Genomic DNA, 23522 nt, shown 5'->3' on the forward strand with positions numbered 1-23522 from the left:
CGCGAAATCGCGGCCTATAGGCCGTACGATGCCCGACGACCTGTTTGCGAACACGCCCGCTTCGAGCGGTGACTACGATGCTTCCTCGATCGAGGTGCTCGAGGGGCTCGAGCCCGTACGCCGTCGGCCCGGCATGTATATCGGCGGGACCGACGACCGCGCCCTGCACCACCTCGCCGCCGAAGTCCTCGACAACGCTATGGACGAGGCGGTCGCGGGCCATGCGACGCGGATCGAGGTCAGCCTTGAAGATGGCAACCGCCTGACGATCACCGACAACGGTCGCGGCATGCCGGTGGCCGAGCATCCCAAGTTCCCGGGCAAGTCGACGCTCGAGGTGATCCTCTCGATGCTGCACTCGGGCGGCAAGTTCTCGGGCAAGGCCTACGCCACGAGCGGCGGCCTGCATGGCGTCGGCGTCTCGGTGGTAAATGCTCTATCCAGCCACACGCGGGTCGAGGTGGCGCGCGACCGGCAGCTCTACGCGCAGGAGTTCGCACGGGGTGAGACGCTGGGGCCGCTGCAGCAGCTCGGCCCGACGCCCAACCGCCGCGGCACGACGGTCAGCTTCACGCCGGATACGGAAATCTTCGGCGATCGAACCTTCAGCCCCAAGCGCCTTTTCAAGCTCGCCCGCTCCAAGGCTTATCTCTTCGCCGGGGTCGAGATCCGCTGGAAGTGCGCCTCCTCGCTCGCGAGCGACGACGTTCCGGCGGAGGCGGTGTTCAAGTTCCCCGGCGGGCTTGCCGATCACCTCGCTGAGCAGATCGGCGACCGCGAATGCGTGACCTCCCGCCCCTTCACCGGAACGCAGGAATTTCCCGACGATCAAGGCCGGGTCGAGTGGGCGATCGCCTGGCCGCTCTGGTCAGACGGCGCAGGGAGCTGGTATTGCAACACCGTGCCAACGCCGGACGGCGGCACGCATGAGCAGGGCCTGCGCGCCGCGCTGACCAAGGGTTTGCGCGCCTTCGGCGAACTGACCGGGCAGAAGAAGGCGAAGGATCTCTCCGCCGACGACGTGATGACTGGTGCAGAGGTCATGCTCAGCGTCTTCATCCGCGACCCGCAGTTCCAGAGCCAGACCAAGGACCGCCTGACCAGCCCCGAAGCCACGCGCCTGGTCGAAAACGCGGTGCGCGACCACTTCGACCACTTCCTCGCCGACAACATGGAGCGCGGGCGCGCGCTGCTGGGCGCCGTGATGGAGCGGATGGACGAGCGCCTCCGCCGCAAGGCGGAGCGCGAGGTAAAGCGCAAGACCGCGACCAACGCCAAGAAGCTGCGCCTGCCCGGCAAACTCACCGACTGCTCGGGCGAAGGCGACGGCGAGACCGAGCTGTTCATCGTCGAGGGCGATAGCGCCGGCGGCAGCGCCAAGCAGGCGCGCAACCGCAAGACCCAGGCGATCCTGCCGATCCGCGGAAAGATCCTCAACGTCGCCTCGGCGAGCGCCGACAAGATCCGCGCTAACAGCGAGATCGCCGATCTGATCCTCGCGCTCGGCTGCGGAAGCCGCAAGGACTGCGATCCGGAGGCGCTGCGCTACGACCGGATCGTCATCATGACCGACGCCGATGTCGACGGTGCGCACATTGCGACGCTGCTGATGACGTTCTTCTTCCAGGAAATGCCCGAGGTCGTGCGTCGCGGGCACCTGTTCCTCGCCCAGCCCCCGCTCTATCGTCTGACCTCGGGCAAGGAGAGCGTGTACGCCCGCGACGACGCCCACCGCGCCGAGCTGGAGGCGACGGTGTTCAAGGGCAGGAAAGTCGAAGTCGGTCGGTTCAAGGGCCTCGGTGAAATGAACCCGCAGCAGCTTCGCGAAACCACGATGAACCCGGAAACGCGCAGCCTGATCCGCATCACCCTCCCCGCCGAACACGAGCAGCGCCACGCGGTGAAGGAACTGGTCGACCAGCTCATGGGGCGCAATCCCGAACACCGCTTCAACTTCATTCAGAACCGCGCTGGCGAGTTCGACCGCGAGCTGATCGACGCCTGACGGTTGCCCCGACGTCCGAAGTGAAGTAGTGGGGTAATACACCACCTCACTTCGGGAGCTCGCCGTGTCTTCTCGCCTTGCCGCTCTAGGGTGTCTCGTCATTATCGGGGGCGTCGTTACAGGTAAGGCGAGCGCCGAGCCCACGCCCGCTGCTCGGGCGGTCGCGATCGCGGACGCGGCTGTCCGCGAGCCGAAGACCGAAGTCCTGGTGCTTGGGACGCCGCATCTCTCGGCTCTTCCCGAGGGAACTGAAAGATCGATGTTCGATCCTCTGCTCGACAAGCTGGCGATTTGGCAGCCGGACCTGATTGCGCTCGAAGGCCTTGGCGGCGCGCAGTGCGACTACCTCCGGGAGTTTGCCTTCGCTTACGAGGGAACGGCCGAGAGGTATTGTTTCGACGCAGAACCCGCTCGCAAGGCGCTCGGGCTCAACCAAGCCGGAGCCGAGGCGGCCATCGAGAGCATTCTGACCGAGCCGGCCAGCAGCCGCTCTCCGGCCGAGCGACGGAATCTGGCGGCACTTTTCCTCGCCGCAGGAGATCGCGCTTCCGCGATGGTGCAGTGGCTCCGCCTTCCGGAGGAGGAGCGGCACGCCGATGCCGTTCTGACCGAAGAACTCGCTAAGACGCTCGCGCCCCGCACCAGGCTAAACGAGAACTACGTCATCGGCGCCCAGCTTGCCGCGAGACTGGGGCTCGAACGCGTGCATCTGGTAGACGACCATACCGGTGACCGCGCGACCGGGCCCGATACCGACGCGTTCGCGGAGGCAATGCCGCGCATCTGGGACAACGAATGGGCCAAGGTAAACCGCCGGCGCGGAGACGAGTGGATCGCCCGGCTGAGTGATGCGCCATCGCCCGATGCCGTGATCGACACCTATATCGCCTACAACTCGCCCGAGGCGGCTGAACTGGCCATCCGCGGCGACTTCGGCGCTGCGGCAGCCGATACAGGTGCTGCCCGTGTGGGCCGCCGCTATCTGGCTTACTGGGAGACGCGGAACCTGCGCATGGTCGCCAACATCCGGGAAGCGGCGGGGCCGCACCCTGGGATTCGGGTGCTCGCCATCGTCGGCGCCTCGCACAAACCGTACTACGAACGCTATCTCGGCATGTTGAGCGAGACGCGTCTGGCCGATGTTGCGGAGGTTCTGCGCTAGCTACCTAGCGAACCCTCGCCGAGATACCTGCTAGCCCAGGCCGCGATGATCCCGGCGGCGTAGGCGGCATCGTCGCCGTCGAGCAAAAGATGCCCGGCGCGCTCCAGGCTGACGAAGCTCTTTGGGTGCATGGCCGCGGTGAACAGCGCCCCGGCATTCTCGATGCCGACGAATGTGTCTGTCGGAGAATGCATGAGCAGCAGCGGCACACGCAACCGGGCGACTTCGGCGAGGAGGTCGATATTCTCGATCCGCTCGAGAAATTCGCGGCCCAGCCTGAACTCGCGGCCGCCGATCGAGACTTCCCCCTCGCCCGTGGCGCGTATGGCGTCGAGATCGCCGTCGATCCGTTCGAGCACATGCGAAACGTCGGCGGGTGCGCCGATCGTGGCGATGCCGGCGATGGCATCGAAGCCGAGATCGTCCGCCACCGCGAGCACCGCCGCGCCGCCGAGGCTGTGGCCGACGAGCAGCAGCGGCCCGCCGCAGCGCTCGATCATGAACCGGCCGGCGTCGACCAGATCGGCGACGTCGATCGCAAAGCCGGCGCGGCCGAATTCGCCCTCGCTTTTCCCCAGGCCGGTGAAGTCGAACCGCAGGCTGGCGATGCCGGCACGGGCAAGGGCCCGCGTGACTTCCACCGCGGCCTTGCTCTGCTGCGTGCAAGTGAAGCAATGCGCAAACACCGCCGCTCCCCTCGCTCGCTCCGCGGGCAGCTCGAGCGAGCCTGCAAGGTCGTACCCCCTGCTCGTCGGGATCGTCTGGCTTTCGGTCGGCATCGGCTCTCCTTCTGTGGCAGTCCCATAGCAACGTGGGGGCGCTAGAAGAAAGCCTGGGAACCAGGCGCAAATTGCGGCTTCGCCCGGCGACCGATAGAACGTGCTACCGAGGAGAATGCCACAATGTTACGCACGATCGCCTTCGCGCTTGCCCTCGCCGCCGTCCCTGCGGAGCTTGCCGCGCAGGTACCGGAAACAGGTGAGGACGCCGCGCCAGGTTCGCTCGAAGCCAGTGCCGAGGGCATCGTCGCCGTGTTCCGGGGCGAGAAGGCGCCTGCCGAGATCTACTCGCCGGCCTTCCTTGCCGCCGTTCCCGAGGCGCAGCTGGAAGCACTGCATCAGCAGCTCGTGGCGCAGTTCGGCGCATTGCAGGGCGTCGCAGGCGTCGAACCGCAGGGCGCGAACAAGGCTATCGTGTCGCTGCGCTTCGAGCGGGCGATCGCGCGCGGGTCGATGCAACTCGACGCCGAGGGCCTGGTCGCCGGATTGCTGATCAATCAGTTCGAGCCGATCGACGACAGCGCGGCGAAGATCGCTGCCGACATCGCCGCGCTTCCGGGTGAAACCAGCGTCTATTACGCGCCGCTCGCCGAGGGGACAGAACCGATCGTGGCAGTCAACGCCGACGAGCAGTTCGCCATCGGCTCGACCTTCAAGCTCTACGTCCTCTCGGCGCTTGCGCGGCAGATCACCGCCGGCGAGCATTCGTGGGACAAGGTGGTACCGCTCAGCACCCATTCGCTGCCAAGCGGCGTGATGCAGAACTGGCCCGAAGGCGCGCCGGTGACGCTGCATACGCTGGCGACGCTGATGATCTCGATCAGCGATAACACCGCGACCGATCAGCTCATCAAGATCGTCGGCCGGGACGCGGTGGCCGAGGAATTGCGGGCCAGCGGCCACTCGGCGCCGGCCACGACGCTGCCCTTCCTCACCACGCTCGAACTGTTCGGCCTCAAGGGCGACCTCGCGCGCGGAAAGGCCTATGCGGCAGCCGGCGAAGAGGAACAGGCGCGGCTGATCGAGGCGTTCGCCACGGAGATCGCGGGCGACCCGGACAGGATCGTCAAGCCGACCTTCACGCAACCGACCGCGATCGACAGCCTCGAATGGTTCGCCAGCGGCCGCGATCTCGCCGGGTTGCTGCGCCGGATCGTGGAATTCGACGATCCGACCGCGCGGGAGATCATGGCCGTCACCCCCGCCGTGCCCGAACCGAAGCGCGCCGACTGGTCCTACATCGGCTACAAGGGCGGCTCCGAGCCGGGCGTCCTCAACCTGACCTGGCTCCTGCGGGACAAGGCCGGCGAATGGCGCATCCTGACGATGAGCTGGAACAACCCCGATGCACCGGTGGAGCCGGCTGCCTTCGAACTCATCGCCCAGCGGCTTCTGTCGCTGCCGCAGTGATCTTTCCCTTGCCCCTGCGCGCACCGCCGCTTAACGCGAACGTAAAGTGGCAAGAGGAAACCGGATGAACCAGCGCTTCGAAGGCACGAGCTCCTACATCGCGACCGAGGACCTGAAGGTGGCGGTCAACGCCGCGGTCACGCTGCGGCGGCCGCTGCTCGTGAAGGGGGAGCCCGGCACGGGCAAGACGGTGCTCGCGCACGAGATCGCCAAGGCGATCGATGCGCCGCTGATCGAGTGGAACGTCAAGTCGACCACCAAGGCGCACCAGGGGCTCTATGAATACGACGCCGTCGCCCGCCTGCGCGACGGCCAGCTCGGCGACGAGCGCGTCCACGACATCCGCAACTACATCAAGCGCGGCAAGCTGTGGGAGGCCTTCACCAGCCCCGAACTGCCCGTGCTGCTGATCGACGAGATCGACAAGGCCGACATCGAGTTCCCCAACGACCTGCTGCAGGAACTCGACCGGATGAGCTTCGACGTCTACGAGACGCAGGAGCGGATCGCGGCGCAGGAACGGCCGATCGTCGTCATCACTTCGAACAACGAGAAGGAGCTGCCCGACGCCTTCCTGCGCCGGTGCTTCTTCCACTACATCAAGTTCCCCGACCGCGACACGATGCGCGAGATCATCGAGGTCCACTTCCCCGGCATCCAGAAAACCCTCGTCAGCAAGGCGATGGAGGTGTTCTACGAAATCCGCGACGTGCCGGGCCTGAAGAAGAAGCCCTCGACCAGCGAACTGCTCGACTGGCTCAAGCTGCTGCTGAATGAGGAAATGCCGCTGGAGGTGCTGCAGGATTCCAACCCGAATAGCGCCATTCCGCCCCTTCACGGAGCGCTGCTGAAGAACGAGCAGGACGTGATGCTGTTCGAGCGCCTCGCCTTCATGGCGCGGCGGCAGTCGTGACGCTGGTTCAGTCGAAGCTGTAAGCCAGTTCGAAATCGCCCCAGCGGCGGCCGGCGATGAACACCGGGACGTAGACGTTGCGCACGACGCGGTAGGTCTTGCCGTCGCCTTCCTGGCGGTAGACGGCCATCATGTAGGGATCGCCGCTGCGCTTCGCCTTCTGATCGATCGGGTCGAAGATGATGCGGCCGTTGCGGCATGAATGGGTGTCGTGTGCGAGGTCGCCCGTCGGCGTCTGCGAGTGCTTGGTCAGGTGCGTGGGGAGATAGCCGTTCATGTCGGTGCAGGCTGCGCCCATGACCGAGGCATCGCGTTCCTCCGCGCGATCGAGCAGGTGGCGCCAGGTCTCGTGCGCCCAGTCCATCAGCGAGGTGCGGTAGCGCTTGGGGTTGCTGCCCTCGATCTCGCGGTAGTCCTGGTCGAACAGTTGCGCCGGATCGAGCTTGCCGGCCGCGATCGCCTCTTCGGCCAGGCGCTCCACCTCGCGCGCATTCTCCTGCGCGCGCTCGACCATCGCGCCGTCCTGCGGCGAGAGGCCGGCCTTGACGATCGAATCGAACATCTCGCTCGCCGTCATCTCGAGATCGACCATGCGGCGATGAGCGCTCTGGAGCTTGCTTTCGTTCTCGATCGCGGCCGCGTCGAAGTTGTCGAGCACGCGCTGCACCCGGCCGACGTGGCCGCTGATCGTGCCGGTCGCGCGGGCGATCTCGTCGTTCTGGCGGTCGACTTCCTCGACCAGCTCGGCGACGCCCTGGATGGTCTGCTCGATCTGGAAGACCGAGGCCTTGGCTTCCTTGCTCGCTTCCGCGCCGCTTTCGATCTGCGCGATGACGGAGTTCGCCTCGCCCCCGAGCGCGTCGATCGTGCGGGCGATTTCCTCGGTGGCTCGCCGGGTGTCGCCGGCGAGGCTCTTCACCTCGTTGGCGACCACCGCGAACGTGCGACCCGCGTCACCAGCGCGCATGGCCTCGATCGTGGCGTTGAGCGCGAGGATGTTGGTCGTCTCCGCAATCTGCTCGATGTCCTGCGAGCAGCGCCGCACCTGATCCATCGCAGCAGCGAAGCCGGTCACATGCTGGGTGAGCGTGTCGACCAGTTCCAGAAGGTCGGTAATCTGGCCGAGCGAGGACTGGATCAAGTCGGTGCCCTGCCCCAGGCGATCGATCGCACGCTCGGAGAGCATGCGCGCCTCGTCGCTCGCCTGCGAAACCTTGCGCTGGTCGGCCTCGAGTTCCTCGACCGTACCGCGCAGCGCGGTGTGCTCGGCGCGCAGGATCTCGGATGATTTGATCACCGCCTCGACGATGCCGGCGACGTCGGTGCAGCCGACCGTCACCTCGCCGCAGCTTTCCGGAATGCGGTCGATCGGCTCGTTCCCACCGGTGCCGATCTTGAGCTCTTCCATGGAAACCGTTCTCCCTCACGCTTGGTCGCGTACGGCATACCGCTCCATGGTTAGCGAACGTTTAAGCAGGCGCCTTACGCAACGTCACGCTGGCGGTGGGATCGCGGAGACGATAGGACACGCCGATGTTCTTCAACTTCGTCGACGAGCTGCGGGCCGCGGGCATTCCCGCCAGCTTCAAGGAGCACCTTACGCTGCTGGAGGCCCTCGACCGCGAGGTGATCGAGCAGACGCCCGAGGCGTTCTACTACCTTTCCCGTGCGACGTTCGTGAAGGACGAAGGCCTGCTCGATCGCTTCGACCAGGTGTTCCAGAAGGTCTTCAAGGGCATCCTGACCGACTACGGCCAGAACCCGGTCGATATTCCGGAAGACTGGCTCAAGGCCGTTGCCGAGAAGTTCCTGACGCCGGAGGAGATGGCGAAGATCAAATCCCTCGGCGACTGGGACGAGATCATGGAGACGCTCAAGAAGCGGCTCGAGGAACAGGAAAAGCGCCACCAGGGCGGCAACAAGTGGGTCGGCACGGGCGGCACGTCGCCGTTCGGCAATTCCGGCTACAATCCCGAAGGCGTACGGATCGGCGGCGAGAGCCGGCACAAGCGCGCGATCAAGGTGTGGGACAAGCGCGAGTTCCGCAATCTCGACAACACCAAGGAACTCGGCACCCGCAACATAAAGATGGCGCTTCGCCGCCTGCGCCGTTTCGCGCGGGAGGGCGCGGCGGACGAACTCGACCTTGATGCAACGATTGAGGGCACGGCCAAGCAGGGCTGGCTCGACATCCATATGCGGCCCGAGCGGCACAATGCGGTGAAGCTGCTGCTCTTCCTCGACGTCGGCGGATCGATGGACCCGTTCATCAAGCTGTGCGAGGAGCTGTTCAGCGCGGCGACGAGCGAGTTCAAGAACCTCGAGTTCTTCTACTTCCACAACTGCCTCTACGAAGGCGTGTGGAAGGACAACCGGCGTCGCTGGCAGGAGCGGACCAAGACCTGGGACGTGCTCCACAAGTACGGGCACGACTACAAGGTGATCTTCGTCGGCGATGCGGCGATGAGCCCCTACGAGATCACCCACCCGGGCGGCAGCGTCGAGCACATGAACGAGGAAGCCGGCGCGACGTGGATGCAGCGGGTGACCAACACCTATCCCGCGACCGTGTGGCTCAACCCGGTGCCGGAGAAGCAGTGGGGCTATTCGCAGTCGACTAAGCTGATGAAGCAGCTCGTGAACGACCGCATGTATCCGCTCACGCTCGACGGGCTCGACGACGCCATGCGCGAATTGAGCCGGAAACAGGGATAGAGGCTTGCGCCACACCCGCTTCGGGGCGGTCCGCCGCCGTCTCGAGACGTTCGATCCGGGCACCGGTTGGCGGCTCTGGCTCTACGAGTTCCTGCTGTTCGGTTTCAAGCAGGCCTGGGCCTGCCTGTTCGGGGCGCTGCTCCTCGCCTTGTTGCTGGGGACGCACCTGTTCTACCCCACCGATGCGCCGCTCCATCGCTACGATTTCCTGACGCTGGCGGCGATCGCGATCCAGCTCGCGCTGCTTGCCTTTCGCCTAGAGACGCCGCGCGAGGCGTCGGTGATCCTGATCTTCCATGTCGTCGGCACGGTGATGGAGCTGTTCAAGACCGCCGCCGGATCGTGGGTCTATCCCGAGGCCAGCCTGCTGCATATCGGCGCGGTGCCGCTGTTTTCGGGCTTCATGTACGCCGCGGTCGGCAGCTATATCGCGCGGGTCTGGCGGATTTTCGACTTCCGCTTCAGCCACTATCCGCCGCAATGGGTGACGTGGCTTCTGGCGGCGGCGATCTACGTCAACTTCTTCGCGCATCATTGGACGGTCGACATCCGCTATCTGCTGTTCGCGGCAACCGCCCTGCTCTTCTGGCGTACGCACGTCCACTTTCGCAATTGGCAGGTGCACCGGTGGATGCCGCTACTGCTCGGTTTCGGGCTCGTCGCGCTGTTCATCTGGTTCGCCGAGAACATCGCCACTTTCGCCAACGCCTGGCACTATCCGGGGCAGGAGGACGGATGGGAAATGGTTTCGCCGGCGAAGCTCGGAAGCTGGTATCTGCTGATGCTCATCAGCTTCGTGCTGGTGGCGCTGGTGCAGCCGGTTCGGGAGCCCGAGCCGAGTCAAAGTTGAGTTCGAGGGCGAACTCCGGTAATTTGCCAGCGGAGGAGAGGCCATGCACTGGATTTCGCTTCCGCTCGCCGCGGTGGCACTTGCCGGTCCGATGCCGGACGGAGCTGCCGACATAGGCGCGAAGAACGCGTTGCCGGCCGAGTATCTGCCCTGCGAGGGCACCGTGCCGGTCTTCAATCCGGAAGGCTGCCCACCAGCGCGGCTGACCGTGGACGAGCCCGAGAAGCCTGCCGAAGCCGCATGTCGTGATCGGATCGCGCTCGTGCGGGAGGAGAACGACCAACCACAACTGGACAGGCGTCCCGCGAGTCCCGAGCGCCCCTACCTGATGGCCGCGGTCGACAAGCGGATCGACGGATGCCCGGTAATGCAGATGCTTCACGACGCCGACGACCTGCGGCCGCTGTCCGCCCCGCCCCACGGCTCCGCGAAGATCTACCCCGGGGGCTAGCCCTTCCGGTCGAGCTCCTCGTCGAGCCGCAGACTGCAGCGCCAGAAGAAGAACGCAGGAACCAGCCCGAGGACGGCCGCGCCGTAGAGAACGTAGCGTACGCTTTCCTCGCCATAGGCAGGTTGCAGCAGGTCCGACAGCATGCCGAAGAACAGCGGGCCGAGTCCCAGCCCGATCAGGTTCTGGAAGAACAGCACCATCGCCGCCGCGATCGCCCGCGTGCGCAGCGGCACGAGGCCCTGCGCGGCCGAATAGGTCGGTCCGTAGTAAAGCGAATTGCAGACCGTCGGCACGATCAACAACAGGAGCGCCACGAACCAGTTCGTCGACTGGTAGGCGAGGAATGCGAACGGCACCGCCACGGCCATCCCGATAGCGGGCGCGGTCAGCACATGGCGCCGGCTCTTCGACCCGAACCGGTCGGCCAGATAGCCGCCGAACCAGGTCCCGAAGATGCCGGCCGCGCCGTTGACGACGCCGAACCAGAACCCGACCTCGCCCGGCGAAAGCTCGTGCGTGCGCTGGAAGAAGATCGTCGTCCAGGTCACTTTGCCATAGGCAAGAAAGGCCGCGGTGGAGCTTGCCGCAAGCAGGAGGACGAAGGCGCGCGAGCCCATCACGGTGCGCACTGCCGCCCAGATCGACATCCCCGCATCGCTCGCCGCCAGCGTCTGCGCCGCCTCGGTCAGATGCCGCCGCGGCTCACGCAGCGCGAAGTGGACCAGCAGCGCGAGAAGGACGCCGGGCAAACCGACGATCAGGAATGCCGTGCGCCATCCGACCCAGTCGGCGAGGAAGCCGCCGATCATCATGCCCAGCAGCGTGCCGATCGGAATGCCGAGGGCGTAGAACGCCAGCGCCGAACTGCGCCGCTCCGGCGGCACGATATCGCTGATCAGCGAATGCGCCGGCGGCGTACAGCCGGCCTCGCCCACACCCACGCCGATCCGTGCGAGCAGGAGTTGCACGAAGTTGTTCGCCATGCCGCACAGCGCGGTCATCGCGGACCAGGTAGCAAGCGCCACCGCGATCAGCCGCGGGCGATTGGTCGTCGGCCGGTCGGCGTAGCGCGCGATCGGCAGGCCGAGCGCGGTGTAGAACAGCGCGAAGGCCAGACCGGTCATCAACCCGATCTGCGTATCGCTGAGGTTCAGATCGATCGCGATCGGCTCGGCCAGAATGTTGACGATCTGCCGGTCGATGAAATTGAAAATGTAGACGATCAGCAGAATCCAGAGCGTCGCACGCACCGAGCGCGACGTGTTTTCGGCCTGTGCCGCTGATGCCATATTCGACCTCTCCGAAGCGCGGGTATGCCCGTCGCGAGAGCCGAACCTTCTTTATGCAGGGCGCTTCGTCAAGCGTGAATCATGGATATCGAAGAATGGGTGCGATTTCCTCGCGCCATTGCGCTTCGTCCGTGCCGGCCGTGCGATCGAGGTCGCCCGGTTCTGCCGCCGGGTCGTCGACCCATTCGCGCAAGGCCGGGCCGCCGTTGATCACGTCGATCGCGAGACGGTCCAGTTCGTATTCGTAAGGGAAGTCGCGCCAGAGGTCGTAATCGGGCTGAAGCCGGCGGATCGCCTTGAAGGCCAGCGCCTGCAGACGCCACGGACGGAAGGCTTCGTGCGCGTAGAACGGCCCCTCGGCATGGATCATCAGCGCGTTGCAGAGCTTGCCGGCGTGCTTGTGAAAGGTCGGCTCGAGCCAGCATTCGCGCAGGGCGCATCCGGCGAGCCATTCGGGCGCAAGCCGCTCCATCTCGGCGAGCACCGCGTTCGCATCGATGTCCGGCGCGCCGAACAGCACTTCGAGCGGGCGGGTCGTCCCCCTCCCCTCGCTCAACGTCGTGCCTTCGAGCATGACCGTGCCGGCATAGGCGCGCGCCATGTTGACGTTCGCCGCATTGGGACTCGGGTTGATCCAGATGCGTTCCGGCGGCCAGCCATGGCCGGCACCGCCGGGCTGCCAGCCTTCCATCTCGATCACGCGATAGTCGACGTCGAGGCCGAAATGCCGCACGAACCAGTGGCCCATCTCGCCTAGTGTCAGCCCGTGGCGCATCGGCATCGGGGCGGCGCCGACGAAGCTTTCCTGCCCCGGCACCAGCAGCGTGCCTTCGACCGGCCGCCCCGCGGGATTGGGCCGGTCGAGGACCCACACGCTCTTGCCGTACCTCGCGGCTTCTTCCAGCAGATAGAGCAGCGTGGTGACGAAGGTGTAGATCCGGCAGCCGAGGTCCTGGAGGTCGAACAGAAACACGTCCGCGCTCGCCATCATCTCCGCGGTCGGACGGCGAACCTCGCCGTAGAGGCTGAACACCGGGATGCCGTAGCGCGGATCGGTCTCGTCCGCGGTCTCGACCATGTTGTCCTGCTTGTCGCCCTTGAGGCCGTGCTGGGGGCCGAAAGCGCTGGTCACATCGACGCCCGCAGCGATCAGCGCATCGAGGCTATGCGTCAGGTTCTCCGTGACGGACGCCGGATGCGCGACGAGCGCGACACGCCGCCCTTCGAGCGGCGTCCTGAGGTCGGGTTCGGCGAGCAGCCGGTCTATGCCGAATTTCATGCCGGTGCGGGTGCCGCAAGCCTCGCTGCGAAGCAAGCGTCGTTGTGGAAGTCGGGCGGGCCTTCCGGGTGAACCATCGCCCAATAGCTCTTTATGCCCCCGGTCTCCTCGATCACGGCCGAAAGACCCGCTGCGCATTCTGCACGGGGGAGTCCGGCACGCGGTACGGTCGCATCGAAGATCGCCATCGCGCTGCCGAGCCGCATCGTGCAATCCGGCTCGCGCGGGAACGGCCGCTCGCTCATCCCCTCGCGGTAGCCGGTGAAGTCGTAGGCCGCCCAGCGTTCGGAGGGCGAGAGGTTGATCTCGCAGTAGGCCGCTCCGCCCTCGGGCCTCAGGAACAGCTCGAAGCAGGTGGTCCGCCACAGTTCGTCAGCGCGGCCGCGGCCCGCGAACGGCGGCACCACGAGCGCTCCGATCCCCTCAATCCGCCAGCGTAGCCGCAGCCATTCGCTGTCGGATGTGAGAATGCGCGCCTCGATCCGCGTTACCGCCAGCGGCGGATGGTCGGGATGAGCGGTGAGTTCATGCGTTTGCAAGCGGGAATCCTCGTGCTACGCGCCGCCCCCGCATCAGAGGGCCTCATGACGACTTACGAATCCGAACTGCTGCGCGTGCTCGACGAACGCGGCTATGTCCATCAGGCGACCGACGCGAAAGGGCTGGACGCCCTCGCCGCGCGGCAGGTCGTGCCGGGCTATATCGGGTTCGACGCCACCGCGCCCTCGCTCCATGTCGGCAGCCTGGTGCAGATCATGATGCTGCGGCGGTTGCAGCAGACCGGCCACAGGCCGATCGTCCTGATGGGCGGCGGCACGACGCGGATCGGCGACCCGACCGGGCGCGACGAGAGCCGCAAGATGCTGACCGACGCGGCGATCGCGGAGAACATCGCGGGCATCCGCAAGGTGTTCGAGAAACTGCTCACGTTCGGCGACGGTCCGACCGACGCGGTGATGGTCGACAACCAGGACTGGCTCGGCCAGCTCGGCTATATCGAGATGCTGCAGAAGGTTGGTACGCACTTCACCGTCAACCGGATGCTGACCTTCGATTCGGTACGCCTGCGGCTCGAACGCGAGCAGCCGATGACGTTCCTCGAATTCAACTACATGATCCTCCAGGGCTACGATTTCCGGCACCTGTCGCAGGAGATGGGCGCACGGCTGCAGATGGGCGGCAGCGACCAGTGGGGCAATATCGTCAACGGGGTCGAGCTCGGCCGGCGGATGGACGGGACGGAGCTTTTCGGCGTCACCACCCCGCTGCTGACCACGGCGGACGGCACGAAGATGGGCAAGACAGCGGGCGGCGCGGTGTGGCTCAACGAGGAGCAGCTTCCGGCCTACGATTTCTGGCAATACTGGCGCAATGTCGACGACCGCGACGTCGGCCGCTTCCTCCGCCTCTTCACCGACCTTCCGCTGGACAAGATCGCGCGCCTCGAGGCGCTCGAGGGGAGCGAGGTCAACGCGGCCAAGGTCGTTCTGGCCAACGAGGTGACGAAGCTGGTGCGCGGCGACGACGCGGCGCGCTCGGCCGAGGCTACGGCCACGGAAACCTTCGCCGGCGGCGCGGGTGATGACCTGCCCACGCTCGCGCTCGGAAGCGAAGGCATGCGGATCGGCGCTGTCCTCACCGCGATTGGCTTCACCGCGTCCAACGGCGAGGCGAAGCGCAAGATCGCCGAAGGGGCCGTGAAGCTCGACGGTGGAGCGGTGACGGATCCGGCGCAGCTCGTTCTGCCGGCCGAGGGGCAGGAGATGCGGCTTAGCCTGGGGAAGAAGAAGCACGGCGTGCTGACCCGCTGATCGCGACACACCGTTCCGGTTTCGGTATAGATTGAAGCCCCGCCGACTTTACCAATTGTAAGACATTTGAGAACACTAGGGACGGCCGCACCAGGAGAAAAAGGGTTGTCGTCAGTGTCCGCCGGAGCGAATCTCAGCGTTACCGATATGCGCCGCGCGGCGCGGCATCCCGTGGATCATCCGGTGATCGCCGAACATCACGTTCGCGGCGACATGCCGCTCCATATCTGCAACATCTCGGCGCACGGCTTCATGGTCGACAACGCCGAGGATCTTGCCCGCGGCGACCGGCTGATGATTCGCCTGCCCGTGATCGGCCTCATCGAAGCCTACGTTATCTGGACCCGCGACACGCGCGCAGGCTTCCAGTTCGAGCGGATCATCCGGCTGGACGACTTCGTGAGCCTGATCGACACCCTCCAGCCCAATCCGCGCCTGCGCCGCCGGCGCTAAAGGCATACGCGGCAAGGGCCGCTTCTCACGTTGCTTGATCAGATTGCTTGGCTTGCGCCGCGGGCGATGTCATGAGCCCGCCGGTGAGCCAGCCACGGTCCCCCTTCCGCATCGCCAACTTCCGCGCCTACTGGGTCTCGCGCCTGACGATGACGCTGGCGCAGTACGCGATGATGCTCATCATCGGGTGGCAGACCTACAACATCGCGCGCGACGGCGGGATGAGCGTCGCCGGCGCCTCGGGCCAGCTTGCGCTGATCGGGCTGCTGCAGTTCGTCCCGCTGTTCCTGCTGACGCCGTTTTCCGGTCTGGCGGCGGACCGGTTCGACAGGCGCAATGTCGCGCGGCTGACGATCGTTCTCCAGCTTGCCTGCGCCGCAACCCTGGCGCTGCTCACGTGGCACGAGGCGATCGAGCTGCACTGGCTGTTCTCGGTCGCCGTCGTGCTCGGCGTCGTGCGCGCCTTCAACGGCCCCGCGCTTTCGGCACTCGCGCCGAACCTCGTGCCCAAGGCCATCCTGCCCAACGCGATCGCGCTGAGCTCGATCGCGTGGCAGTCGGGGATGATCGTCGGGCCCGCGATCGGCGGCTATTTCTACGCCATCGTTCCGGCCCTTCCCTACGCCGTCGCTGCGGGTCTGCTCACGATCTCGATCATCGCGCTCAGCACCATCGGCAAAGTGCCGCAGCCGCCGATCCCGGGCGCCACGCGTCCGATCGGGCAGATGATCGACGGGCTGCACTATGTCGTGCGCAACAAGATGGTGCTGGGCGCCATCACGCTCGACCTGTTCGCGGTGTTTCTCGCCGGCGCGACCGCGCTCTTCCCGGTCTATGCGCGCGACATCCTGAAGGTCGGCGAGACCGGGCTGGCGCAGCTCGCCATGGCGCCGGCCACCGGTGCCGCGCTCACCGCGCTGTGGTTCTCGTTCCGCCCGCTCAAGAACAATGTCGGGCCCAAGATGCTCGTGTCGGTTGCCGTGTTCGGTTTCGCCACCGTGATCTTCGGCATTTCCACGTGGATGCCGCTCAGCCTCGCGATGCTGTTCATCGTCGGCGCGGCGGACATGTTCTCGGTCTACATCCGCCAGTCGCTGATCCAGCTTCACACGCCCGACGACAAGCGCGGGCGCGTATCGTCGGTCTCGCTGCTGACGATCTCGGCCTCCAACGAATTCGGCGACTTCTTCTCCGGCACGCTCGCGTGGCTGATCGGCCCGGTGCTCGCCGTGGTGAGCGGCGGGATCGGCGCTATCGTCACCGTTGCGCTGTGGGCGAAGATTTTCCCCGTCCTGCGCACCACCCGGACCTTTGACCCGCCGGAAGAATTGGACGATCATACACCGGAAGAAAAGTTGCAGGAGCACGTCCCATGAAAGCTGCCAGCGTCCTCGAAACGATCGGCCGCACGCCGCACATCCGCCTGGCGCGCATGTTCCCCGACCACGAAGTCTGGGTGAAGAGCGAGCGGGCCAATCCCGGCGGCTCGATCAAGGACCGCATCGCGCTCGCCATGGTCGAAGATGCGGAGAAGTCGGGCGCGCTCAAGCCCGGCGGCACGATCATCGAACCGACCAGCGGCAACACCGGCATCGGCCTCGCCATGGTCGCCGCGGTAAAGGGCTACAAGCTCATCCTCGTCATGCCGGAGAGCATGAGCATCGAGCGCCGCCGCCTGATGCTGGCCTATGGCGCGAAGTTCGATCTCACCCCCAAGGAAAAGGGCATGAAAGGCGCGATCGAGCGCGCCGCCGAACTGGCCCAGCAGACCGAGGGGGGATGGATTCCGGCGCAGTTCGACAACGAGGCCAACTGGAAGGTTCATTTCGAAACGACGGCGAAGGAGATCTACGAGGATTTCCGCGATACGCCGATCGACGTCCTCATCACCGGCGTGGGCACAGGCGGCCATCTGACCGGCTGTGCCGAGGAGCTGAAGAGCCACTGGAGCGGGATGAAGGCCTATGCGGTCGAGCCCGATCTCTCGCCCGTGATCGGCGGCGGCCAGCCCGGCCCGCATCCGATCCAGGGCCTGGGCGCGGGCTTCATTCCCGGCAACCTCCACACCCAGTCGATCGACGGGGCGATCGAGGTTTCGGGCGACGATGCCAAGGAAATGGCCCGCCGCTGCGCGCGTGAGGAAGGGCTGCTGGTCGGCATCTCCAGCGGCGCCACCCTGGCGGCGATCGCGCAGAAGCTGCCCGAGCTGGACGCGGGCGCTCGCATTCTCGGCTTCAACTACGACACTGGCGAGCGTTACCTCTCGGTGCCCGACTTCCTGCCGGAGCAGTAAGCGCCCCCGGGAACAGGCCGCGCGACGCTTGTCGAGCGGCCGCTTTTCCATCTAGCGTAGCGCTTGAGGAACGTGCGGTGCTCCCACGAGCTCGGCGCGAACGGGTTTCGGGAGGTCGCTGAATGCATGTCAGGCGTCGCACTGTACTGATCGGAGGCGCCGCCACCCTCCTCGCCGGGTGCACTGATGCGGGAACGCGGATTGCATCGGCATCTGCTGGCCCGCGTATCGCGCCGCTTCGTCTCGATCCCGGCGAGGTGATGAAGATCACCGTGTGCCTGCGCCCGTTCCGTCCGTCAGGGCCCCGCCTCGAAGCCGAGCGGCTCGGCGAAAAGACCGTGATCCATAACTACGGCCATGGCGGCGCAGGGTGGTCGCTCGGATGGGGCTGTGCCGCAGAGGCGGCGGCGCTCGCCCGGTCCGGTGGTGCGAGCGAGTTCGCGGTGATCGGCGCGGGCGTTATCGGGCTCACGACCGCCCTGCGTCTGATCGAAACCGGCGCGAAGGTGGCGATCTACGCCGAGGAGTTCCCCGCCGAAACCCGCTCGGCGCGTGCCACCGGAGTATGGTCCCCGAGCAGCCGAATCGCACTAGCCGGCGCTGCGCCGGTCGGCTTTGCGGACCGCTGGGAAGGCTGGGCGCGCGCCTCCTACGCCGCACACCTGCGGATGATCGGCCTCCTTGGGGATCCGGTCGAGTTCCTCCCGCAGTACGAAGTCAGCGGAGGCGCGCCGGAGACCGAGGCGCCCCCCGCGGCGCACGATTTCCTCCACATCCACCGCCGGGTGCGCGACCTGCAGCCACCCTGGCGCCAAATGGCCCTGGAAGAGAACCCCTTCGCGCCGCGCGAAACCGCAACCGGCAACGGAATGGTGTTCAACGTCGCCAGCTACGCGGACCGGCTCGCACGGCTCTTCATGCTGCGCGGCGGACGGATGATCCGCCGCACCTTTCCCGACCGCGCTGCAGCACTCGCATTGCCGGAACCGGTAATAGTGAACTGCATGGGTTACGGCGCAAAGGCGATCTGGGGCGATGCCGACATGGTGCCGGTTCGCGGCCAGATCGGATGGCTGATCCCGCAGCCGGAGGCGCGCTACTCGCTCTACTACGGCGGGGTTAACGCGATCTCGCGGCGCGATGGCGTCGTGATCCAGTATTACGGACCGAACGAGGACTTCGGCTACGGCGATGCGAACGAAACGGTTGACCCTGCGGAAACCGAACGTGCGCTCGCGATCCTGCGGCAGGCTTACGTGACACCGGCGGAATAGCGATCATGGCGAGTTTCGAAGCAGTCTCTTACGCCGATGGCGACCGCGCGCTCACCGGCCACCTGATCCGGCCCGCTGGCGCGCCTCGCGCGGCCATCGCCGTCTTCCCGACGATCATGAATCCCACGCCCGCCGTAGAGGCCAAGGCCCGCGCCTTGGCCGATGCGGGCTATCTGGCCATGATCTGCGACTTCTACGGCGCTGCTCCGCAGGACTTCGCGCAAGCGAACGAATGGGCGAACGACCTGCGCACCGATCCGCGCGCCTACCGCGCCCGGCTTCATGCAGCACTCGCCGCCTTGCGCGAGGCTGCGCCGGGCCTTCGGCAGGCCGCAATCGGCTTTTGCATGGGCGGGCAGGCCGTGCTCGAACTCGCGCGCGATGGCGCGGACCTGACGCTGGTGACGAGCTTTCACGGTTTGCTGGACACCAAGGCTCCTGCCGAGCCGCGCGCCGTCGGGACGCGCATTCTGGTCTGCCACGGCGATGCCGACCCTCTCGTCCCGCGCGAACAAGTGCTGGCCTTCTGGGAGGAAATGGACCGTGCCGGCGCGAACTGGCATTTTCACAGCTACAGCAGCGTGAAGCACGGTTTCACCAATCCCGATCCGCCGCCCGGCAACGCCGCCGTGGACTACGACGCCAGCGCCGATCGGCAAAGCTGGGGCGCAATGCTGGAAATGCTGGACGAAGTGCTGGCGTAAGCGTGCCCCGGGGCACCAGCGCCTGCTCCCTTGGTGAAAGTTCTCGAAACACTTTTTCTCTTGGCACTTACGCTATCCCGATGGCACCTTAACAAAGGTGAAGACAATGAGAGGGAGGAGCGAACATGGTCCGTAAGTTGGGGGCCGAGTTTTTCGGCACGTTCTGGCTCGTTTTCGGCGGCTGCGGCGCAGCGGTTCTCGCGGCAGGATTTCCTGAACTTGGCATCGGCTTCGCCGGGGTCGCGTTTGCCTTCGGACTGACCGTCCTGACGATGGCTTACGCAGTCGGGGGCATTTCGGGGGCACATTTCAATCCCGCGGTGACGCTGGGCCTCGCGATCGCCAACCGCATGTCGTGGAAAGAGGTGATCCCGTACTGGATCGTGCAGGTCGTGGCGGCGATCGTGGCGGGTGCTGCGCTGCTGGCGATTGCCTCCGGGCAAACCGGGTTCGAGGCGGGCGGATTTGCCACCAACGGGTTCGGCGAACTGTCGCCGGGCGGCTATTCGATGGAGGCGGCGTTGCTGATCGAGGTGATCCTGACCGCCGGGTTCCTGATCGTGATTCTCGGCTCGACATCCCGGGTCGCACCGGCAGGTTTCGCGCCGCTGGCGATCGGCTTGGCGCTCACGTTGATCCACCTCATCTCGATCCCGGTGACCAACACTTCGGTCAACCCGGCGCGTTCGACCGGCGTGGCGCTGTTCGCGGACACCGCAGCGATGGGGCAGCTATGGTTCTTCTGGCTCGCTCCACTGATCGGCGGGGCGCTGGGTGCGCTGATCTGGCGCTTCCTGTTGATGCCGGGCGAAACGCTGGATCACGTCGGCGGAGATGCCGAGCGAGCGTGACTTGCGCGCGTGCCGCCCTGCCCCTGAAAGGTGCGGGGCGGCATCGACCATAGGGGTCCGTAGCGGGAAGATTGCGCCGGGCTCGCCAAACCGCCATCAGCGTTCGCACGATGGCACAGAATGTCTATGACGATCCCGCGTTCTTCGCGGAATACAGCAAGCTGCCCCGCCAGGTGCATGGTCTCGACGGCGCACCGGAATGGCCGGCAATCCGCGCACTCCTGCCTGATCTCGCCGGCAAGGATGTCGTGGATCTGGGATGCGGCTTCGGATGGGCCTCGCGCTGGATGAGAGCGCAAGGGGCTGCGTCGGTCCTCGGGCTGGATCTCTCCGAAAACATGATCGATCGCGCCCGCGCGAGTACCACGGACTCCGCCATCGAGTACCGGATTGCCGATCTCGATACGTTGGTTCTACCGGCCGGCGCGTTCGATCTCGCCTACAGTGCGCTCACTTTCCACTATGTCGAGAATTTCGGGCGCCTGGTCCGCATGGTCCGAGCCGCTCTCAGGCCGGGTGGTAATCTCGTCTTCACGATCGAGCACCCGATCTACATGGCGGCCACTCATCCGAACTGGATCGTCGACTCGGACGGTCGCATGACGTGGCCCGTGAATGGCTACTTCAGGGAGGGCGAGCGCACTACGACGTGGTTCGTCGAAGGCGTAAGGAAATATCATCGGACGCTCGACACGACCTTGAACACCCTGCTCGATGCAGGCTTCCGGCTTCAGCGGGTCGTCGAGTTCGTACCTATGGCCGAGCAGATCCGGCAGATGCCGCAACTGGCCGAAGAATTGGAGCGACCGATGATGCTGCTGGTTTCCGCATCGCTCTAGCGGCCAACAAGCCCGCCTCATCTATAGCAAGGCACCGCCCAGCCGCGTCGTCACAGCGACAGCTGGATCGCGCTCCGATCAAGCACAGGGCAGCAAAACAACCCTGCTTTCCGCTGAGATGAAGACGAGCGGGATGCCACCGGCCTAAACGGCCGTCGCGAACGCTTCCTCGCCGAGCGCCATCATCGCCTCGCTACCCGTTTCGAGCTTGCGCCGCAGCGCGCCCGCATCGGGCAGGAAGCGTTCGGCGTAATAGCGCGCGGTGACGAGTTTCGCCTCATAGAACTCCTTGTCCTCCGCCCCGCTGGCGAGCTTTTCCTGCGCGACTTTCGCCATGCGCAGCCACATCAGGCCCAGCGTCACCAGTCCCATGATGTGCATGTAGTGATGCGCGCCCGCGCCAAGGTTGTTCGGGTTCTGCATCGCATTCTGCATGAACCACATGGTCGCGGCCTGCTGCTCGTTCAGCGCTTTCTCGAGCCGCTCCGCGAGTGGGCCAAGTGTCTCATCGCCCTTGGCCGCGGCGGCTTCCTCGCCCACCAGCTTGAAGAACGCCTGGATCGCCGCGCCGCCATTCTGCGCCAGCTTGCGGCCGCAAAGGTCCATCGCCTGGATGCCGTTGGTGCCTTCGTAGATCTGGGTGATGCGGGCATCGCGCACGAACTGCTCCATGCCCCATTCCTTGATGTAACCGTGCCCGCCGAAGACCTGCTGCATGTTGACCGCGGTCTCGAACCCCTTGTCCGTGCCGTAGCCCTTGATGACCGGCGTCATCAGCCCGAGCAGCATGTCGGCCTCGGCCCGCTCTTCCTCGCTCGCGGCCTTGTGCGTCAGGTCCACCAGCAGTGCGCCCCACAGCGCGAGCGCGCGAAAGCCTTCGGTAAAAGCCTTCGCATCCATCAGCATACGGCGCACATCGGGGTGGACGATAATCGGATCGGCCTTCTCTTCCGGTTCGGCCGGGCCGGTCAATGCCCTGCCCTGCCGCCGGTCGAGTGCGTAGGCGACTGCGTTCTGATAGGCGGCTTCCGCCTGGCTGAAGCCCTGGATGCCGACGCCAAGCCGCGCCGCATTCATCATGATGAACATGGCGGCGAGACCCTGGTTCTCCTCGCCGACCATCCAGCCCTTCGCTCCGTCGTAGTTGAGCACGCAGGTCGAGTTGCCATGAATGCCCATCTTGTGCTCGATGGAGCCGCAGCTCACGCCATTGCGTTCGCCGAGGGAACCGTCGTCGTTCACCAGCACCTTTGGCACCACGAACAGCGAGATGCCCTTGGTCGAATCGGGCGCGCCAGGGGTTTTCGCCAGCACGAGGTGAATGATCTGCTCGGTCAGGTCGTGCTCGCCGGCCGAGATGAAAATCTTCGTGCCGGTGATCGCGTAGCTGCCGTCTGCCTGCGGCTCCGCCTTGGTGCGGATCAGACCCAGGTCGGTGCCGCACTGCGGCTCGGTCAGGTTCATGGTGCCGAGCCATTCGTTCGCGATCATCTTCGGCACGTACTTCGCCTGCTGCTCGGGCGAGCCCTTCGCGAGCAGCGCCGATACTGCGCCGTTTGTCAGCCCGGGGTACATGCCGAACGCCTGGTTGGCCGACGAGATGAACTCCTCGATCACGAAGCCGAGGACGTGCGGCATGCCCTGCCCGCCGAATTGCTCCGGAGCCGAGATCGTGCCCCAGCCTGCCTCGCGGAACTGCTCGAACGCCTGCTTGAACCCCGGCGGCGTGGTGACCGATCCGTCGTCGTTCCGGGTGCAACCGTGCTCGTCCCCCGCCTGGTTGAGCGGCGCGAGAACCTCGGCGCAGAACTTGCCTGCCTCGTTGATCACCGTGTCGATCATGTCAGGCGTGGCGCTTTCGAAGCCCGGCAACTCGCCGTAGCTCGCCAGGTCGAGAAGCTCGTTGACGACGAAACGCGTGTCGCGGGTCGGAGCGGTATAAGTCGGCATGATGAATCCTGCGAAGAAAGAGGTGCTGGTCAGTCGATCGATTCGACGAGCTTGATGAAGGCGCTCAATTCCTTGATGGACGAGTCGATATCCGCCTTCTGGCGCTTGAGCTTGGCAACGTGCGCGCGGCATTTCTCGACCGTAACGCGCCGTTGCTCCACACGTCCGTCGCCGAGGTCGTAGAGGTCGATCATTTCGCGGATCTCGGACAGTGAGAATCCGACGTTTTTCGCCCGCATGATCCATGCAAGCCGTGCACGATCGCGCTTCGAGTAGACCCGCGTGAGGCCGAGGCGCTTTGGACAGATCAGCCCTTCGTCCTCGTAAAAGCGCAGCGCACGCGCGGTGCAACCGAATTCCGACGTCAGATCGGAGATGGAGTACTGTTCACGCGAATGCTTGTCGGGGCGCTCGAGATGCGCTCCGGAATGCGGTTCGGGAAGCTTGCGGGCGGGATCAGGCATGGCCGCAGAATAATACCCTTTACGTAAACG

General features: G+C 65.6%; 22 protein-coding genes. 15 read left to right on the forward strand and 7 right to left on the reverse strand.

Annotation, left to right across the window (positions count from 1 at the left end):
• Positions 1-28 precede the first annotated feature (28 nt).
• Positions 29-2005 (forward strand): DNA topoisomerase IV subunit B, encoded by a 1977-nt coding sequence (gene parE / locus JNO53_RS01455; RefSeq protein WP_203107038.1) that lies wholly within the window; start codon positions 29-31, stop codon positions 2003-2005.
• A gap of 259 nt (positions 2006-2264) precedes the next feature.
• Positions 2265-3167, forward strand: coding sequence for a DUF5694 domain-containing protein (locus JNO53_RS01460; RefSeq protein WP_203107039.1), 903 nt, complete (start codon positions 2265-2267; stop codon positions 3165-3167).
• On the opposite strand, the gene JNO53_RS01465 is transcribed toward JNO53_RS01460, so the two are convergent.
• The gene (locus JNO53_RS01465; RefSeq protein ID WP_203107040.1) at positions 3164-3946 is read right to left on the reverse strand and encodes an alpha/beta hydrolase family protein; all 783 of its coding nucleotides are present in this window, start codon (positions 3944-3946) and stop codon (positions 3164-3166) included. The two genes, JNO53_RS01460 and JNO53_RS01465, sit on opposite strands and share 4 nt — an antisense overlap.
• A gap of 123 nt (positions 3947-4069) precedes the next feature.
• Here JNO53_RS01465 and JNO53_RS01470 point away from each other — a divergent pair, with 123 nt between their 5' ends.
• Both JNO53_RS01470 and JNO53_RS01475 read left to right on the forward strand, forming a co-directional pair.
• Positions 4070-5356, forward strand: a complete 1287-nt coding sequence (locus JNO53_RS01470; protein WP_203107041.1) for a serine hydrolase — start codon at positions 4070-4072, stop codon at positions 5354-5356.
• A gap of 64 nt (positions 5357-5420) precedes the next feature.
• On the forward strand, positions 5421-6269 hold the full coding sequence (locus JNO53_RS01475; protein ID WP_203107042.1) for an AAA family ATPase: 849 nt from the start codon (positions 5421-5423) through the stop codon (positions 6267-6269).
• Between the two features lie 7 nt (positions 6270-6276).
• Here the strand turns inward: JNO53_RS01475 and JNO53_RS01480 are convergent, their stop codons facing one another.
• The gene (locus tag JNO53_RS01480; RefSeq protein WP_203107043.1) at positions 6277-7677 is read right to left on the reverse strand and encodes a methyl-accepting chemotaxis protein; all 1401 of its coding nucleotides are present in this window, start codon (positions 7675-7677) and stop codon (positions 6277-6279) included.
• A gap of 125 nt (positions 7678-7802) precedes the next feature.
• On the opposite strand from JNO53_RS01480, the gene JNO53_RS01485 reads away from it, so the two are divergent.
• The 3 genes from JNO53_RS01485 to JNO53_RS01495 are packed head-to-tail and all read left to right on the forward strand — an operon-like array spanning position 7803 to position 10285.
• Positions 7803-8984: a vWA domain-containing protein gene (locus tag JNO53_RS01485; protein WP_203107044.1), complete on the forward strand. Its 1182-nt coding sequence runs from the start codon at positions 7803-7805 to the stop codon at positions 8982-8984.
• Between the two features lie 4 nt (positions 8985-8988).
• On the forward strand, positions 8989-9834 hold the full coding sequence (locus JNO53_RS01490) for a DUF817 domain-containing protein (RefSeq protein WP_203107045.1): 846 nt from the start codon (positions 8989-8991) through the stop codon (positions 9832-9834).
• Positions 9835-9877: 43 nt separating this feature from the next.
• The gene (locus tag JNO53_RS01495; protein WP_203107046.1) at positions 9878-10285 is read left to right on the forward strand and encodes a hypothetical protein; all 408 of its coding nucleotides are present in this window, start codon (positions 9878-9880) and stop codon (positions 10283-10285) included.
• On the opposite strand, the gene JNO53_RS01500 is transcribed toward JNO53_RS01495, so the two are convergent.
• The 3 genes from JNO53_RS01500 to JNO53_RS01510 form a co-directional block, all read right to left on the reverse strand.
• Positions 10282-11574 carry a spinster family MFS transporter gene (locus JNO53_RS01500; RefSeq protein WP_203107047.1) on the reverse strand — a complete coding sequence of 431 codons (1293 nt, stop codon included), beginning with the start codon at positions 11572-11574 and terminating at the stop codon, positions 10282-10284. The genes JNO53_RS01495 and JNO53_RS01500 overlap by 4 nt on opposite strands.
• Before the next feature lie 79 nt (positions 11575-11653).
• On the reverse strand, positions 11654-12853 hold the full coding sequence (locus tag JNO53_RS01505; RefSeq protein ID WP_203107048.1) for an exo-beta-N-acetylmuramidase NamZ family protein: 1200 nt from the start codon (positions 12851-12853) through the stop codon (positions 11654-11656).
• The gene (locus tag JNO53_RS01510) at positions 12850-13392 is read right to left on the reverse strand and encodes a DOMON-like domain-containing protein (RefSeq protein ID WP_203107049.1); all 543 of its coding nucleotides are present in this window, start codon (positions 13390-13392) and stop codon (positions 12850-12852) included. The genes JNO53_RS01505 and JNO53_RS01510 overlap by 4 nt, the downstream gene beginning before the upstream one ends.
• A 45-nt stretch (positions 13393-13437) precedes the next feature.
• On the opposite strand from JNO53_RS01510, the gene tyrS reads away from it, so the two are divergent.
• From tyrS to JNO53_RS01550, 8 genes are all read left to right on the forward strand, one after another.
• Positions 13438-14664, forward strand: coding sequence for a tyrosine--tRNA ligase (gene tyrS / locus JNO53_RS01515; protein ID WP_203107050.1), 1227 nt, complete (start codon positions 13438-13440; stop codon positions 14662-14664).
• Positions 14665-14778: 114 nt separating this feature from the next.
• A complete protein-coding gene (locus tag JNO53_RS01520; RefSeq protein WP_203107820.1) occupies positions 14779-15117 on the forward strand; it encodes a PilZ domain-containing protein in 339 nt (112 codons plus the stop codon).
• A gap of 71 nt (positions 15118-15188) precedes the next feature.
• The gene (locus tag JNO53_RS01525; protein WP_203107051.1) at positions 15189-16493 is read left to right on the forward strand and encodes an MFS transporter; all 1305 of its coding nucleotides are present in this window, start codon (positions 15189-15191) and stop codon (positions 16491-16493) included.
• The gene (gene cysK, locus JNO53_RS01530) at positions 16490-17410 is read left to right on the forward strand and encodes a cysteine synthase A (RefSeq protein ID WP_203107052.1); all 921 of its coding nucleotides are present in this window, start codon (positions 16490-16492) and stop codon (positions 17408-17410) included. The genes JNO53_RS01525 and cysK overlap by 4 nt, the downstream gene beginning before the upstream one ends.
• A gap of 260 nt (positions 17411-17670) precedes the next feature.
• A complete protein-coding gene (locus JNO53_RS01535) occupies positions 17671-18684 on the forward strand; it encodes an FAD-dependent oxidoreductase (protein WP_203107053.1) in 1014 nt (337 codons plus the stop codon).
• Positions 18685-18689: 5 nt separating this feature from the next.
• Entirely contained in the window at positions 18690-19388 is a 699-nt protein-coding gene (locus JNO53_RS01540) for a dienelactone hydrolase family protein (RefSeq protein WP_203107054.1), read from the forward strand.
• A 125-nt stretch (positions 19389-19513) separates the two neighbouring features.
• Complete coding sequence (gene aqpZ, locus JNO53_RS01545; protein ID WP_203107055.1) at positions 19514-20239, forward strand: aquaporin Z; 726 nt, start codon at positions 19514-19516, stop codon at positions 20237-20239.
• Positions 20240-20310: 71 nt separating this feature from the next.
• A complete protein-coding gene (locus tag JNO53_RS01550) occupies positions 20311-21078 on the forward strand; it encodes a class I SAM-dependent methyltransferase (RefSeq protein ID WP_203107056.1) in 768 nt (255 codons plus the stop codon).
• Positions 21079-21222: 144 nt separating this feature from the next.
• Here JNO53_RS01550 and JNO53_RS01555 read toward each other — a convergent pair whose 3' ends face one another.
• Entirely contained in the window at positions 21223-23028 is a 1806-nt protein-coding gene (locus JNO53_RS01555) for an acyl-CoA dehydrogenase C-terminal domain-containing protein (protein WP_203107057.1), read from the reverse strand.
• A 29-nt stretch (positions 23029-23057) separates the two neighbouring features.
• Positions 23058-23492 carry a MerR family transcriptional regulator gene (locus tag JNO53_RS01560; protein WP_203107058.1) on the reverse strand — a complete coding sequence of 145 codons (435 nt, stop codon included), beginning with the start codon at positions 23490-23492 and terminating at the stop codon, positions 23058-23060.
• Between the last annotated feature and the right edge of the window lie 30 nt (positions 23493-23522).

The organism is Altererythrobacter sp. C41, from assembly GCF_016803135.1.
Classification (GTDB): domain Bacteria; phylum Pseudomonadota; class Alphaproteobacteria; order Sphingomonadales; family Sphingomonadaceae; genus Pelagerythrobacter.

What these genes read in the sequence shown, in the direction of transcription:
- parE (WP_203107038.1), top strand. Translation starts at nt 29, where the DNA reads ATGCCCGACGACCTGTTTGCGAACACGCCCGCTTCGAGCGGTGACTAC.
- JNO53_RS01460 (WP_203107039.1), top strand. Translation starts at nt 2,265, where the DNA reads ATGTTCGATCCTCTGCTCGACAAGCTGGCGATTTGGCAGCCGGACCTG.
- JNO53_RS01465 (WP_203107040.1), bottom strand. Translation starts at nt 3,946, where the DNA reads ATGCCGACCGAAAGCCAGACGATCCCGACGAGCAGGGGGTACGACCTT.
- JNO53_RS01470 (WP_203107041.1), top strand. Translation starts at nt 4,070, where the DNA reads ATGTTACGCACGATCGCCTTCGCGCTTGCCCTCGCCGCCGTCCCTGCG.
- JNO53_RS01475 (WP_203107042.1), top strand. Translation starts at nt 5,421, where the DNA reads ATGAACCAGCGCTTCGAAGGCACGAGCTCCTACATCGCGACCGAGGAC.
- JNO53_RS01480 (WP_203107043.1), bottom strand. Translation starts at nt 7,677, where the DNA reads ATGGAAGAGCTCAAGATCGGCACCGGTGGGAACGAGCCGATCGACCGC.
- JNO53_RS01485 (WP_203107044.1), top strand. Translation starts at nt 7,803, where the DNA reads ATGTTCTTCAACTTCGTCGACGAGCTGCGGGCCGCGGGCATTCCCGCC.
- JNO53_RS01495 (WP_203107046.1), top strand. Translation starts at nt 9,878, where the DNA reads ATGCACTGGATTTCGCTTCCGCTCGCCGCGGTGGCACTTGCCGGTCCG.
- JNO53_RS01500 (WP_203107047.1), bottom strand. Translation starts at nt 11,574, where the DNA reads ATGGCATCAGCGGCACAGGCCGAAAACACGTCGCGCTCGGTGCGTGCG.
- JNO53_RS01505 (WP_203107048.1), bottom strand. Translation starts at nt 12,853, where the DNA reads ATGAAATTCGGCATAGACCGGCTGCTCGCCGAACCCGACCTCAGGACG.
- tyrS (WP_203107050.1), top strand. Translation starts at nt 13,438, where the DNA reads ATGACGACTTACGAATCCGAACTGCTGCGCGTGCTCGACGAACGCGGC.
- JNO53_RS01525 (WP_203107051.1), top strand. Translation starts at nt 15,189, where the DNA reads ATGAGCCCGCCGGTGAGCCAGCCACGGTCCCCCTTCCGCATCGCCAAC.
- cysK (WP_203107052.1), top strand. Translation starts at nt 16,490, where the DNA reads ATGAAAGCTGCCAGCGTCCTCGAAACGATCGGCCGCACGCCGCACATC.
- JNO53_RS01535 (WP_203107053.1), top strand. Translation starts at nt 17,671, where the DNA reads ATGAAGATCACCGTGTGCCTGCGCCCGTTCCGTCCGTCAGGGCCCCGC.
- JNO53_RS01540 (WP_203107054.1), top strand. Translation starts at nt 18,690, where the DNA reads ATGGCGAGTTTCGAAGCAGTCTCTTACGCCGATGGCGACCGCGCGCTC.
- aqpZ (WP_203107055.1), top strand. Translation starts at nt 19,514, where the DNA reads ATGGTCCGTAAGTTGGGGGCCGAGTTTTTCGGCACGTTCTGGCTCGTT.
- JNO53_RS01555 (WP_203107057.1), bottom strand. Translation starts at nt 23,028, where the DNA reads ATGCCGACTTATACCGCTCCGACCCGCGACACGCGTTTCGTCGTCAAC.
- JNO53_RS01560 (WP_203107058.1), bottom strand. Translation starts at nt 23,492, where the DNA reads ATGCCTGATCCCGCCCGCAAGCTTCCCGAACCGCATTCCGGAGCGCAT.